Raw genomic sequence first — 13,430 nt, forward strand, 5'->3', positions numbered from 1 at the left:
CAAAACACTTAAATATAACCCCCCGTCCGCTTAGTTAAGGGAAATCCAGATGAAGAAGTTTCCTGCAAGACTTGCTTCTTGGAAAGAGATTGAAGAGTGGTCAGGGAAAGGGGCTTGGAAGGTTCTTGAGGAGGGCTGGAAACCAGACGTTGTTGTCGGACTCGCAAGGGGTGGCTGGGTGGCGGCACGCCTGTACTGCGATTACCTCGGCATTAAAGACCTGGTAAGCCTCAAGATCGAGCATTGGGGTGTCACTGCTACTCCAGATGGAAAGGCAAAGCTCAAATACGGTAGCAACTACAATCTCGAGGGCAAGAAGGTTCTCATCGTTGACGACATCAGTGACACAGGTGAGAGTTTAACCCTTGCAAAGAACTACGTCGAGAGCCAAAAACCGACAGAAACAAGGACCGCCACACTCCTCACGATAATGGGTTCGCGCTTCAAGCCCGACTACTACGGCGAGGAAATTGACTGGACCTGGGTAGTCTTTCCGTGGAACTTCGTTGAGGACATGATAAACCTCGTCAACAGCCTCCTTGAGGAGAAAGAAGCTTTAACCACTGACGAAATCATCGCGCTTTTCAGGGAGCTTCACAACCTCGAGGTTCCCAAGGACAAGCTTGAAGAAGCGCTTAGAATGGCCGAGCTCAGGAAGGTTTTTAAGTCCCGCGAGGGAGCCTGGCGCAAAGCCTAAGGGTGTTGGGGTTGAACAGGGAGAAAAAGGTCGAGGAGATCAAGAACCACAGCGTCTATGCCAGCGAAATCTATGAGATGCACAGCGAGAGCATAAACGAGGTCATAGACAACTACGAGGGCCTGAAGGAGGACTACCTGAGCGAACACTCGCGCGCGAGGATAGTGAGGATAGTCTTCAACGAGGATAATGATCTCCCGCTGGCCATAGAGTTCAACAGGAAGGATGACTCCTTCAAGGGATTCACCATAGCCATAGGCAAGCCCCATATAAGGAGCAACGGAGACGATTGAGACCGTTGCCTTATATTTTATGCCCTAGCACTTTCTAACGGGAGGCGACAGGTTTTAAACGGTTTTTCACAATGACCTTCGGTGAGTGAGATGAAGAAGGGAGGCCTGCTTGCAATCATACTCCTCGTTGCTCTGCTGAGTCCCCCCGCTACATCAGCCGCATCAACAAAGCCCCTCGTTGTGGCAACGATAGCACCCCTCGCAGGGATAGTTAAGGACGCCTTTGGGGATTCGGTTCAGGTTGTTTACCTCATTCCCCCGGGCATTGACCCCCATGAGTACCAGCTCACTGCCAAGCAGATAGCACTCCTCCAGAGGGCAGACGTCATAGTGACGACCGACGGTCACCTTCCGGTCGAGAAGAAGATAGCCGAGCTGCAGGCAGAGGGAACTATAAAGGGGAAAGCCCTCTTTGCGGACGATTACGCGAGGGAGGGCTTCCGTTACCTGACTGAAAGATGGTACACCGGCAAGGACAACCCTCACGGTGTCTGGCTGGATCCCACCAATGCATTAGCAATAGCGAAGGCAACTGAGAAGGCACTTGAAGAGATTGACCCGGCAAACGCCAACATATACGCCATGGAATACAATAACTTTCAGGAGAGGGTGAACGCGATAGTTAAGGCCTACCGAGCTCTCGTGGGGCACAACAAAACGGCGGTCATACAGATGCCTCCCGACCAGTACGCAATAGAGTGGCTCGGAATAAAGGCCGTCGCCGCCATAAAGCCCGAGGAGGAGGCTCCTGCAGTGGGGGTTGACAACCTGCTACCGGAGGCTGCAAACTCCAGCCTGATAGTTTACGGCGTTGACAGCCCCGATCAGCTGAAGAAAGCCGCCTTTGAACTCGCAGAAAAGAGCGGAAAACCCATCGCAGGGATAATAGTCTTCGGAACGGATGAGCCCTACACGAAGCTCTTGATAAAGAACACCGCCGCGATCTTAGAGGCCATCACCGGAAAGGGGCCCATCGAAAAGCCAGTTCAGGGCCCAAACGTTGGAACCTACGTCATCGTCTCCCTCGTTGTTGGACTCGTACTCGGAACCGCGATCGGTGTTGTTTTGAAGAAGTGAGCCGTTTCTATTTTCTTTTGAACAGTTCCGGAGAAATAAACGGGGAGAGAGAATCACTCCCTCCTGTAGGGAATTCCGTCCCACTTTGGCGGCCTGGCCCTGCCTATTATACCCGCCACCACTATAAGGGTCACCACGTAGGGCAGTGTCGCTATGAACTGCCAGGGAATCGCCCCGGCGAGCCACGGGTTGCTCTGTATATATATTGCTAGATTGTCGAAGAATCCGAAGATGAAGCCCCCCACAAGGGCCACTAGTGGATTCCAACCACTGAAGACCATGTTGGCCAGCGCTATGAATCCCCTTCCCGCGGCTATCGTTTTTGTGACGGTTCCAAGCCAGTCCACGCTCAGGTAAGCTCCGGCAACCCCTGCCAGCGCCGACGCTATCAAAACCGCGGTGAAGCGATAGAGCTCAACGTTTATCCCAAGTGCGTCGGCCGCCTCAGGGTTCTCACCGACGGAGCGGATGCGCAGGCCAAAAGGCGTCTTGAAGAGCACCCACCAGGCTATGAACGCGACCACAAAAGTTATCGGAACCATTGGACTCAGAGAGTTGCCGAAGGCGTCCATCCAGAGGGGGGTTATCTGGGCGTAGCTCGGAACCTGGTGCTGCCCTGCCGTGCCCCAGTAGGCGAGGATTCCGAAGGCGACACCGCCGTAGCCAATGAGGTTTATACCTATACCCGGTATGACATGGTCGCCTTTGAGGTAGACTGTTATCACGCCGTGGACAACCCCAAGGGCGATGCCGGTCAGTGCTCCCCCGAGCAGGCCGACCCAGCCACTGTGGGCGGCCTCTGCAAAGATTGTCCCGAAAAACGCTGAGAGCATCAGTATTCCCTCGTAGCCTATGTTGACCACGCCAGCCCTCTCGCTTATCGCCGCCCCGACGCTGGTGAGGGCTATGGGCACCATGGCCGCGAGTGACCCGAGGAGGAGGCTGACTATCATCGTCCCGTTCACTGTGATCCCCTCCTAAAGAGCCTTGCGAAGAGGTCGAGCAGTCCAGGAACGGCAACGGCCACGATGATTATTCCCTCAATGACCTTTACCATCTCAAGCGGAACACCCGTCTGCTGCATCTGGGTGGCGCCAGCGTTAAGGGCACCAAAGAGGATCCCGGCGAAGATTATTCCGAGGGGATGATCCCTGCCGACGAGGGAGACGCCTATTCCGTCGAAACCGTAGCCGTAGACATTGGCCAATCCCTGACTTATCGAGTAGTTTGGAGGTATACCCATTACCTGAACCGCACCCGCCAACCCGGCTGTCATTCCACCGATGAGGAAAGACCATATCATAGCGGTCTTGGGATTTATTCCACCGTATTCCGCCGCTCTCGGATTTTGGCCGCTGGCCCTGAGCTCGTAGCCGAGCCTCGTGTGCCACATTATAATGTAGACCACTATGGCGGTTAGCACCGCTACGATGAAACCCAGCGAGAGCGTGGAGTTCTGAACGAGGAGTGGGAGCCTCGCCCCAGGGGGTATAGATAACGTGCTGTTGGGGTTGTCTGGGTTGGCTAGGACACTGAGGGCCATCCAGCCGGCGAGATAGAAGGCTATCCAGTTGAGCATTATCGTCGAGATGACCTCGTGAACACCGCGGTAAACCTTGAGGGCCGCGGCCGGAAGCATCCAGAGGGCACCGATAAGCAGTCCGCCGAGTAGTCCGGCGAGAGGGTTTTGGAATATCTGTGTCACCCCAATGGCGGTAATGGCACCGAAGTAAACCGAACCCTCCGCGCCTATGTTGAAAAGACCCGTCCTTGAACCGATGGCGAAGGTTATAGCCGTGAGCATAATGGGGGTGGACTTGCTGAGGGTCTCAGCGAAGTTTCCCACTGAGCCAAAGGAGCCCTCTAAGAGGGCCTTGTATGCTGTGATGGCATCGTAACCGCTGAGCCAGAGCACTATCGCACCAACAAGGGCACCTATCAGTATCGCGAGAACGCTCTCGGTCAGGGGTTTCCAGTAGCCGCGAAGCTCGTCTGAGAAGCTCATTCCTTAACACCCCCCATCATGAGACCTATCTGCTCCTCCGTCACCTCATGGGGCTTGACGATTCCCATAAACTGGCCCTCGTACATTATGGCCATTCTATCGCTGAGCTGGAGAACCTCGTCGAGGTCCGCTGAAACGAGGAGAACCGCCTTATCCCCATCCCTCAGCTTGACCAGGTAGTTTCTGATGTACTCGGTTGATGCAACGTCCACACCACGGGTCGGTTGTGATGCTATGATCAGCTCTGGTTTCTTGCTAACCTCCCTCGCTACGATGAGCTTCTGCTGGTTTCCGCCGCTGAGAGACTTAACCGGCGACTTAACGCCGGGAGCATTTATGTCAAACTCCTCTATCAGGCGTTTCGTGTGTTGCTCCACGTTCTTCCAGTCCATAAGCCCGGCCCTTGAGAACTCTTTTCTCCACTGCATACCGAGTATGGCGTTCTCCATAACGGTCATATCGAGAACCAACCCCATGTGGGTTCTGTCCTCGGGGGTGTGGGATATACCCATATCGTATAGTTCCTTGGGCCCCTTGCCCGTTATGTCCACGCCGTTCACTTTCACCCTGCCCTTTTCCACCTTCCTCAGTCCTGTTATGGCCTCTATCAGCTCACTCTGTCCGTTGCCCTCGACGCCGGCTATTCCGAATATCTCTCCTGCCCTGACCTGGAAGGAGAGCCCCCTCACTGCTTCTTCACCGCGGTCGCCCTTGACCCATAGGTTCTCAACGTGGAGGATGGCCTCCCCGGGTTCCTTGGGCGGCTTTTCTATCCTCAGGACAACGTCCCTGCCCACCATCATCCTGGCGAGGAGTTGCGGCGTCGCTTCCTCCGTTTTAACGGTGCCTATAACCTCTCCCCTCCTGATGACGGTTACCCTGTCGGTTATCTCCATGACCTCGTTGAGCTTGTGGCTGATGAAGATGATGGTCTTTCCCTGGCTCTTTAGCTTTCTTAGGACGTCGAAGAGCTCCTTGACTTCTATCGGGGTCAAAACGGCGGTGGGTTCATCGAGTATGAGGAGGTCGATATCCCTGTAGAGCATCTTAAGTATCTCGATCCTCTGCTGAACTCCCACTGGAAGGTTCTCAACAGGCACATCAAGCGGAACTTGGAAGTTGAGTTCATCCATAAGTTTTTGGAGCTTTTTTCTGGCCTTATCGACGTCTATCCTTGAGAAAAGGCCGTGGCCCTCCATTCCGAGGATTATGTTCTCAAGAGCGTTGAACACTTCAACGAGGGTGAAGTGCTGGTGGACCATCCCAATTCCGTTAGTCAGGGCATCAGCGGGACTCTTAAAGTGGACCTCCCTACCGTTCAAAAGGATAGTCCCCTTCGTGGGTTTGAGCATACCGAAAAGGATCTTCATTAGGGTCGTTTTTCCGGCCCCATTCTCACCGAGAAGACCGAGTATCTCGCCATTGTAAACCTTAACATCGACCCCCTTGAGGGCCTTGGTTCCATCGGGATAAACCTTGACGATGTTTCTCATCTCGAGCAAAGGGGTCTCCTCTTCCACGGGATCACCTCCAGGAACAAAGTAAAGAAAAGGGGATCAGTGTTTGTGGGTCTTATAGTATTCAAGGCCCCAGTAGGCACCGAAGCGGTAGCCACCCTCGAACTTGTAGAGAACCGGTATCTCCATACCGAGGACGATTCCTATCGTGTCCTTGTGGTCGTTGAGCGCTATGAGTGAGGCCAGTGCACCCGCGAGTGCAGAACCCTCATTCTCCTTGAAGAGAACCATCTGAACGTTGTGCGGCATGTTTGGATCATAGCCATCTATGAGAACGAATCTCTGCTTGGGATACTCCTGGGCGACCTTCTTGACCGCATTGGTCATCATGAAGCCGACGGCGATGATTATGTCGTACTGACCTGTCTTGGCGAGGCTCTGGAGATTGGGGTAGTAGTCGTTCGGGCTGTTGCTCTGGAGCTGGGTGAGCTGAAGTCCAAGGTCTTTGACGGCCCTCTCAGCACCCATGTAGGCCATATCGTTGAAGCTCAGGTCACCCCTGCCACCGACGTCGAAGACAATTGCTATTTTCTTCGTGTTCTGCCTCTCGTTGAGGGTCTTGTTAAAGTAGGTTTCTGGCTTGGGGTTGCTCTTGGCCCATTCCCTTCCAAGCGTCTCCATAGTGCTGAGGTTCTTGGCGTTTCTGAGCTGGGTTATCTCGTCTTTGTTTATGGCCATCGGGACGACTATCTTGCCGCTCACTATCTCCTGCTGGAGCTGGTCAACCGCCTGCCATATCCAGGCCGGAATCTGATGGCGGGTCTCGTTGAGGTAATTGAGGAGTTGCTGCTCGTTCTGGAAGCCGAGCTCTTGAAGCTTCTTCTGTTTGACATCAGGTGGGAGTGAGTCGAACATGGCCTTTACGTCCTGGAGGGTGCTGAGCTTAACGCCTCCGTCTTTGAGACCGAGCTCAACAACGCCGCCTCTGAACTGGTTTTCCTCCGCTTCCTTAACCGCATCGTAGACACCGACGTCAACGCGCTTCATCATCGATGCAATTATAACACCGGGCTTAATCCAATCCTGGGCAGAGTCAACACCTATGGCAAAGGGTGGGCCCATCTTCTTGTTGTTAGCCTTGAGATAATCTGAAACTGCCTCAAAAACACCAAGTCCGGTTCCGCCTGCGACCTGGTAGATTACCCAAGCACCCTGCTGGAGCTGTGCCTGAGCCGCCTGCTTGCCCTTCGCGGGGTCACTGAAGGATCCGGTGTAGGTGTAGAGGATGTTTATCTTAGTGGGGGTTGGACTGTTCGTAGCAGTTGGATTGCTGGTTGAGTTGCTCCCATTTATACAACCACTGGCCACAACACTAAGGGCCATGAGACCTATCAAAAAGATGCTTAGCCACTTCTTCATATGGACACCCCGAAAGTTTTCGAGTGTTGCTTCCTGTAACAGGATAAATACTTTACGGTTTCACCAGATCACCGAAAATCCAGAAAAGATTTTAACCATTATGTAAAACTCCCTACCATGTTGAAGAGAATAGCGGAACTGGATTCGGGAGTCGTTTTAATAACGGGCAACGGGAAAAAACTCGCAAGGATATACCTCAACTCCTGGGCACGGAGAGGGATGCGTATTCTTGCCGAGTACCTGCCATTCCAGGTTGATGGGGAGGTATACATAGGCTCCCCCATGGAGGGGGAGAACTTTGACGCATACCTCGTGGTTAACCCCCTCTCAAGGCCAAAAGAAGATAAGGAAGCCCTTTACGGGTGGCTTTCAGAACACAGGGGCAGGTTGGTCCTCCTCTATGAGGGAAAGTATATAAAGGATTCAATAACACGCTACAGAATTAAGGACTCCATCGATTACTTAATCGCATACAAGAGGGAGACAGCTGGCTTCGAGCAGGTTGACGTTATGAGACTTGAAAACGGACGCGTTGTCGAGAGCAAAACCTACATAAAGAGATACTGATGAGAATGCCAACTCACGCCCGATGACGAGTGGCTTCGGGACTGAACGGTGATGACACCAGCTATCGCCGAGGGCTTTATATACCGTGTCTCCCTCTATCCTCCGGGTGAGAAAGGTGTTCGGGAAGCTCAGGGAGAAGCTCAAGAAGTTCTCAAAGCAGGTCGAGGAGAAGGTCGAGGAGGAAGGGAAGATCCTCCAAGAGGGAACCCCCCAGGAGAAGAAGGGCTTTCTTGAAAAGCTCCTGCAGGTCGAGATAAAGGAGAATGATATAAAAGAGGCACTCGACGAGCTGGAGCTTGAACTCCTCGAAGCAGACGTTACCCTTGAAACCGTTGAGGCCCTGCGCGAGAAGATAAAGGAGAAGCTCGTCGGCAGAAAAGTTCGCATCGGCACCAACAAGGGTAGGATGATAGAGGAGGCCCTACGCGAGGCCGTTCTCGAAATCCTGACCCCCAAGAAGAGAGTGGATCTCCTAAGGGAAATAAGGTTGAAGGAGGGGAAGCCCTTCGTCATAGCCTTCGTCGGCTTCAACGGCTCCGGGAAGACCACCACAATAGCGAAGCTTGCCCACTGGCTCAAGAAGAACGGCCTGAGCGTCGTTATCGCGGCAAGCGACACCTTTAGAGCTGGGGCAATAGAGCAACTCGAAGAGCACACAAAGCGCGTTGGGGTGAAGGTCATAAAGCACGACTACGGCGCAGACCCTGCCGCTGTGGCCTACGACGCAATTCAGCACGCTAGGGCGAGAAACGTTGATGTAGTCCTCATAGACACCGCGGGAAGGAACGAACTCAACAGGAACCTCATGGACGAGATGAAGAAGATAGTCAGGGTGGCAAAGCCTGACCTCATACTCTTTGTCGGCGACAGCCTGAGTGGGAACGCGGTCGTTGAGCAGGCGAAGCAGTTCAATGATGCCGTCAGGATAGATGGAGTCATACTGACGAAGCTAGACGCAGACGCGCGCGGTGGAGCGGCACTAAGCATAAGCAACGCGATAGGTGCTCCAATCCTCTTCGTCGGCGTCGGCCAAGGCTACGACGACCTCAGGCCATTCGACGAGAGGTGGTTCGTGGACAGGATTTTTGGGGAGGGGGTGACTCCCAATTCTTTTCCCTCAGCAGCTGACGGCGAGTGCTCCCGGTATTAGCTGACCTCCTCCCCGCCCTAAAGGGCGAAGCTTTCAGAAGACAATGTAAAATCATGAGCGGAACTCCCACACAGGAAAGAAGAAAAGGTAGAGGAGCGAGCGGAGCTCCATGGATTCACTCACCATCTATTAACACCATAAGGCTGTGAGTTCAGCCGCTATTGTCATATCCAGTTCTCAAAAGAATTGTGTCTTTCTCAACATAATACTCACTGATAGCCCCCCTATTATAGGCAAGTACAAGCTCCCAGACCGCTGCAAAAATAATGGAAAGAACATGTAGAATGAATTCCTTAGGACTCATTAACTTTACCTCCTCTTGGGAGGCTATCTTCACGAGTGCGTCTTAGATCCCCAGTTACCCCACGCTAGGTAGTGATCGTACATATCCCAGCCACTGTGGATTACTAAATGTTGTATGTCATATCCATCCCACACATATCCTGTGCAAATATAAAAACAAATCGACACAGTTGCATGCTCGAGTTCATACATTTCCATTCAAGATTTCCATAACCTCTTCAAAATCCACCCTCGCTGTCATGTCTATGTTTATCGGCGTCACGCTGACCTTCCGCTCGACTTTTAGGGCGTGAGCGTCTGTTCCAGGCTCGAACTCCTTCAAAAGCCTCCCCACTATCCAGTAATAGGGGTTGCCCTTGGGGTCGATCCTCTCCTCAACAGTCGGACAGTAGCGTTTTTTGGAGAGGCGGGTTATCTCGACCGACGTTTCAGGCGTCGCGTCGCTCGGCACGTTGACGTTAAGTATGTGAGTCCCCTCCGGAAGGCCATTCTTCAGGATGGAACCCGCTATCCTCCTCAGGAAGTCAGCAGAAACCGAGAAGTCAACTCCCTCTCCTTCGCCGAGCGTTTTCTTCCACTCCACCTCCAAGCTGATAGCTATGCTCGGTACGTCATGGGTTGCGGCTTCTATGGCGGCAGAAGCCGTTCCAGAGACGGTTATCTCTGTGCTCAGGTTCTCACCGAGGTTTATGCCACTAACGGCCAGGTCAAAGCTTCCAAAGCGGGCAATGGCAAAGACAACGCAGTCCGTCGGCGTTCCATCTATGCCATACGCTATTTTGGCACCGGGGACGTTTATTCGCCTGGCCCTTATAGGTCTGTGAAGCGTCATCGCCCTCCCGCTGGCGCTCATCTGAAAGAGCGGTGCAACCACGTAGACCTCTCCCAGTTCACTCAGGGCTTTAACTGCCGCACGGATTCCGTTCGAGTAAATCCCATCATCATTGGTCAAGAGGATTCTCGGCATGGTACAGGCTCAACCTCACCTTTAAAAACCCTATCCACAAGCCGGCCCTTAGGTGAGAAAATGACCTACTGGACGAGTGAGGACAACGTGGTCGGAAAACCTGGAACTGCACTCTTCATAATCCTCCCAACGATAGGCTGCTACCGCTTCCGCATCGGAGAGGCCTGCTACATGTGCGCCTACCCAACGGCCGCACCGAAGGTGAGGTGGAGTCAGGAGGAAATAGTTGACTACGTTAAAGAAGCGCTGAAGAAAATAGAGGGCAAAAAAGACCCCTTTGCTGTTAGGATGTTCACCTCAGGCTCCTTCCTCGACAACGGCGAGCTGAAGGCAGAAACACGTAGAAAAATCTTTGAAATCCTTGCTGGGATTAACGAGGTCAAGGAAATTGTCATTGAGAGCAGGAGCGAGCTTGTGAGATATGAGGCTGTTAAAGAGCTTGCCGATATCGTCCCGGACAGGCATTTCGAGGTTGCCATCGGCCTGGAGACAGCAAACGACGATATAGCCGACGTCTCAATCAACAAGGGCAACACCTTCGAGGACTTCATTAAGGCGGCAGAGACAACCCACAAAGCGGGAGCGAAGGTAAAGACATATCTCCTGCTCAAGCCAATATTCCTGAGCGAGAGAGACGGGATTAGGGACGCCAAGGAGAGCATAATCAAGGCCGAACCCTACACCGACACTTTCTCGATCAACATAACCGACATCCAAAAGGGGACGCTCTACGAGAGGCTCTGGGAAAGGAAGGAGTACCGCCCGCCGTGGCTCTGGAGTGCGGTTGAGATCCTCCTGTGGGCCAAGAGGAAGTTCCCAGAGAAGAGGATCCTCAGCGATCCCGTTGGGGCGGGTTCAAGACGTGGTCCCCACAACTGTCTGACTGACTACGACAGGACGATAGGCAGGGCCATAAAGAGGTTCTCTGCAACCCAGGACATAAGCCACATAGAGGAACTCAGACCGGAATGCAGCGAGAGGTGGCGCTACATAGTGGAAAACGGCCTCCTCGACTGGCAACTGGTTATGTGGTGATTTCTCTCGGTTCTTTCCAGTTTTCTTCTCCGGCTCTGGTAGCCCCCTTCCATGCTCTTTCGATGGACATAGATGGGTATCCACGAAAGCTTTAAATGTTGACAAACGTAAACAGAGGTAGCAGATTGCAGGTGATGACTATGGCGAACGTCGAAGGAAAAACCGTTGTTGTGAAGGAGAACTACCTAGTGACCGGCAAAGCGAAGGGCGTCGTTGAAATCGACGTCGACACTTTTCTCTGCAAAGGCTGCGGAATCTGCGTCGAGATGTGCCCAAGAAAGGTCTTCGAGTGGAGCAAGGAGCTGAGCGAAAAGGGCGTGCACTATCCCATTCCCGTCAACGCCGAGAAGTGCGTCAAGTGCAAGCTCTGTGAGCTGCTCTGCCCGGATTTTGCCATCGCGGTAAGGTGGTGAGAATGATAATCCGCGGCGACGAGCCGGAGCAGATACGGCTCCTACGGAAGCTCTACAAACCTGGCAACTACTTCATGCAAGGCAATGAGGCAGTATCCTACGGGGCAATCTTCGCGGGATGCCGCTTCTACGCAGGCTATCCGATAACTCCGTCGAGCGAGATAGCGGAGACGATGGCTCGCGAGCTACCTAAACTTCACGGCTACTACCTTCAGATGGAGGACGAGATAGGTAGCATAGCAGCGATGGTAGGTGCCTCGTGGACGGGCTTTAAGGTGATGACCGCAACCTCTGGCCCCGGTTTCAGCCTTATGCAGGAAAACCTAGGTTATGCCGCCATGACGGAAACACCGCTTGTCCTTGTTGACGTTCAGAGAAGCGGGCCGAGCACTGGACAGGCGACGAAGGGTGCGCAGGGAGACTTCTTCCAGGTGAGGTGGGGGACCCACGGCGATCACCCAATGGTCGCTGTTTCTCCAACGGGCGGACAGGACGCCTTCTGGGAGATCATTAGAGCCTTTAACATCGCCGAAAAGCTGAGAACGCCTGTGGTTTTCCTCTTCGATGGAGTTTTGGCCCATACAAGGGAGCAGGTAAGGATTCCAGACGTTGAGGAGGTTGAGATAACCTATCGCAAGCTCCCGGCCAACGAGGAGGAGGGAAAACTGCCCTTCGGAGACCCACACGGCGACGGTGTTCCGCCGATGCCGCTTTTCGGCCACGGCTACTTCACGCACGTAACCGGCTCCACTCATAAGGAGAACGGGCTGAGGGATGTTTACACGCCCGAGGTTCACGACAAACTCGTTAGAAGGCTTCACCGGAAGATAGAACAAAACAGGAACGTTTACGAGAAGTATGAGGAGCACTTCACGGACGATGCCGAAATCCTCGTGGTCAGCTGGGGCGTAACAGCCCGTCCAGCCCTTGGAGCCGTCCTCAAGGCCAGGGAGGAGGGGATAAAGGCGGGACTCTTCGTTCCCAAGACCGTCCATCCGTTCCCGGGGGAGAAAATGAGGGAACTCGGAAAGAAGGTCAGAGCTGTTCTCGTCGCCGAGATGAACCTCGGACAGATGATAATTGAGGTCGAGCGCTACCTCAACGACGACGTCCTGCTTAAGGGCGTCAACAGGATAGGCGGCGTCCCGCTGACTGTTGAGAAAATCCTACGCGAGATAAGGGGTGTTGCCTGATGGCCAAGGAGATTTACTCGAAGTACCCGCTCATCAAGTACCTCCGTAAGGAGGCCTTGCCCACGGCCCTCTGTCCCGGCTGCGGTGGCGGAACAGTTCTAAACGCCTTCGCCAACGCGGTCGACGGGCTAAAGATAGACCCAAAGGACCTCGTGGTCGTCAGCGGAATCGGCTGTTCGGCCTGGATAGCCTCACCTTACTTCCTAGCCGACACACTCCACACGACCCACGGCAGGGCGATAGCCTTCGCCACCGGCGTTAAGGTCGGCCTGCCGGACAAGAAGGTCGTCGTCATAAGCGGTGACGGTGATCTGGCGAGCATAGGCGGGAACCACCTTCTCCACGCCGCAAGGAGGAACATCGACATAACGGTCATCCTCGTCAACAACTTCATCTACGGAATGACCGGCGGACAACTGGCTCCCACTACGCCCTTCGGCGCAAAAACCACCACCAGCCCCTACAGGAACATCGAGCACCCACTTCAGATAAGTGAGACGATCGCAGCGGCCGGGGCAAGCTATGTTGCCAGATGGACAACGGCCCACGTCTATCAGCTGATAGATAGCATCAAGAAGGCTCTCCAAGTTAGGGGCTTCTCGCTCGTGGAGGTTATATCCCAGTGCCCCGTCCAGTACGGAAGGAGGAACAGGATGAAAGAACCCGCGGAGATGCTCCGCTGGTACCTCAAGAACAGTGTGCCGCTCAACAAGGCTAAGAAAATGTCACCGGAGGAGCTTGAGGGCAAGTTCATCATCGGTGAGTTCGTGAACAGGGAGAAACCTGAGTTCGTCACCGAGCTGAACAAGCTCATAGATGAGGTTCAGGAACACTTTGGGTTGAAGGGGGAGTGA

At 53.7% G+C, this 13,430-nt stretch carries 14 protein-coding genes; 9 read left to right on the plus strand and 5 right to left on the minus strand.

Features of this window, described 5'->3' with window-relative positions:
• The first annotated feature begins 49 nt into the window (after positions 1 to 49).
• The 3 genes from MV421_RS05455 (at position 50) to MV421_RS05465 (ending at position 2,067) form a co-directional block, all read left to right on the plus strand.
• Positions 50 to 697, plus strand: coding sequence for a phosphoribosyltransferase (locus tag MV421_RS05455; protein WP_297517985.1), 648 nt, complete (start codon positions 50 to 52; stop codon positions 695 to 697).
• An 11-nt stretch (positions 698 to 708) separates the two neighbouring features.
• Positions 709 to 990: a hypothetical protein gene (locus tag MV421_RS05460; protein WP_297417380.1), complete on the plus strand. Its 282-nt coding sequence runs from the start codon at positions 709 to 711 to the stop codon at positions 988 to 990.
• Positions 991 to 1,080: 90 nt separating this feature from the next.
• Positions 1,081 to 2,067, plus strand: coding sequence for a zinc ABC transporter substrate-binding protein (locus tag MV421_RS05465; protein ID WP_297417383.1), 987 nt, complete (start codon positions 1,081 to 1,083; stop codon positions 2,065 to 2,067).
• 53 nt (positions 2,068 to 2,120) lie between these two features.
• Here MV421_RS05465 and MV421_RS05470 read toward each other — a convergent pair whose 3' ends face one another.
• The 4 genes from MV421_RS05470 to MV421_RS11050 all read right to left on the minus strand — a co-directional run bounded on the left by MV421_RS05470 (position 2,121) and on the right by MV421_RS11050 (position 6,948).
• Positions 2,121 to 3,032: an ABC transporter permease gene (locus MV421_RS05470; protein ID WP_297421297.1), complete on the minus strand. Its 912-nt coding sequence runs from the start codon at positions 3,030 to 3,032 to the stop codon at positions 2,121 to 2,123.
• On the minus strand, positions 3,029 to 4,072 hold the full coding sequence (locus MV421_RS05475; RefSeq protein ID WP_297421295.1) for an ABC transporter permease: 1,044 nt from the start codon (positions 4,070 to 4,072) through the stop codon (positions 3,029 to 3,031). Before MV421_RS05475 ends, MV421_RS05470 begins: the two co-directional genes overlap by 4 nt.
• Positions 4,069 to 5,565, minus strand: coding sequence for an ABC transporter ATP-binding protein (locus MV421_RS05480; protein ID WP_297517991.1), 1,497 nt, complete (start codon positions 5,563 to 5,565; stop codon positions 4,069 to 4,071). Before MV421_RS05480 ends, MV421_RS05475 begins: the two co-directional genes overlap by 4 nt.
• Before the next feature lie 63 nt (positions 5,566 to 5,628).
• Positions 5,629 to 6,948, minus strand: a complete 1,320-nt coding sequence (locus MV421_RS11050) for a BMP family ABC transporter substrate-binding protein (protein WP_366938893.1) — start codon at positions 6,946 to 6,948, stop codon at positions 5,629 to 5,631.
• Positions 6,949 to 7,065: 117 nt separating this feature from the next.
• Here MV421_RS11050 and MV421_RS05495 point away from each other — a divergent pair, with 117 nt between their 5' ends.
• Positions 7,066 to 7,515, plus strand: coding sequence for a hypothetical protein (locus MV421_RS05495; RefSeq protein WP_297421293.1), 450 nt, complete (start codon positions 7,066 to 7,068; stop codon positions 7,513 to 7,515).
• A 115-nt stretch (positions 7,516 to 7,630) separates the two neighbouring features.
• Positions 7,631 to 8,665: a signal recognition particle-docking protein FtsY gene (ftsY, locus tag MV421_RS05500; protein ID WP_297421317.1), complete on the plus strand. Its 1,035-nt coding sequence runs from the start codon at positions 7,631 to 7,633 to the stop codon at positions 8,663 to 8,665.
• Positions 8,666 to 9,152: 487 nt separating this feature from the next.
• Here ftsY and surE read toward each other — a convergent pair whose 3' ends face one another.
• Complete coding sequence (gene surE / locus MV421_RS05505; RefSeq protein ID WP_297421291.1) at positions 9,153 to 9,935, minus strand: 5'/3'-nucleotidase SurE; 783 nt, start codon at positions 9,933 to 9,935, stop codon at positions 9,153 to 9,155.
• Between the two features lie 60 nt (positions 9,936 to 9,995).
• On the opposite strand from surE, the gene MV421_RS05510 reads away from it, so the two are divergent.
• From MV421_RS05510 to MV421_RS05525, 4 genes are all read left to right on the plus strand, one after another.
• Positions 9,996 to 10,970, plus strand: coding sequence for an archaeosine biosynthesis radical SAM protein RaSEA (locus MV421_RS05510; protein ID WP_297421289.1), 975 nt, complete (start codon positions 9,996 to 9,998; stop codon positions 10,968 to 10,970).
• 140 nt (positions 10,971 to 11,110) lie between these two features.
• Positions 11,111 to 11,383 carry a 2-oxoglutarate ferredoxin oxidoreductase subunit delta gene (locus tag MV421_RS05515; RefSeq protein ID WP_297421315.1) on the plus strand — a complete coding sequence of 91 codons (273 nt, stop codon included), beginning with the start codon at positions 11,111 to 11,113 and terminating at the stop codon, positions 11,381 to 11,383.
• 2 nt (positions 11,384 to 11,385) lie between these two features.
• A complete protein-coding gene (locus MV421_RS05520) occupies positions 11,386 to 12,576 on the plus strand; it encodes a 2-oxoacid:acceptor oxidoreductase subunit alpha (RefSeq protein WP_297421313.1) in 1,191 nt (396 codons plus the stop codon).
• Entirely contained in the window at positions 12,576 to 13,430 is an 855-nt protein-coding gene (locus MV421_RS05525) for a 2-oxoacid:ferredoxin oxidoreductase subunit beta (protein WP_297421287.1), read from the plus strand. Before MV421_RS05520 ends, MV421_RS05525 begins: the two co-directional genes overlap by 1 nt.

It is taken from the genome of Thermococcus sp. (genome assembly GCF_027023865.1).
Taxonomy (GTDB): domain Archaea; phylum Methanobacteriota_B; class Thermococci; order Thermococcales; family Thermococcaceae; genus Thermococcus.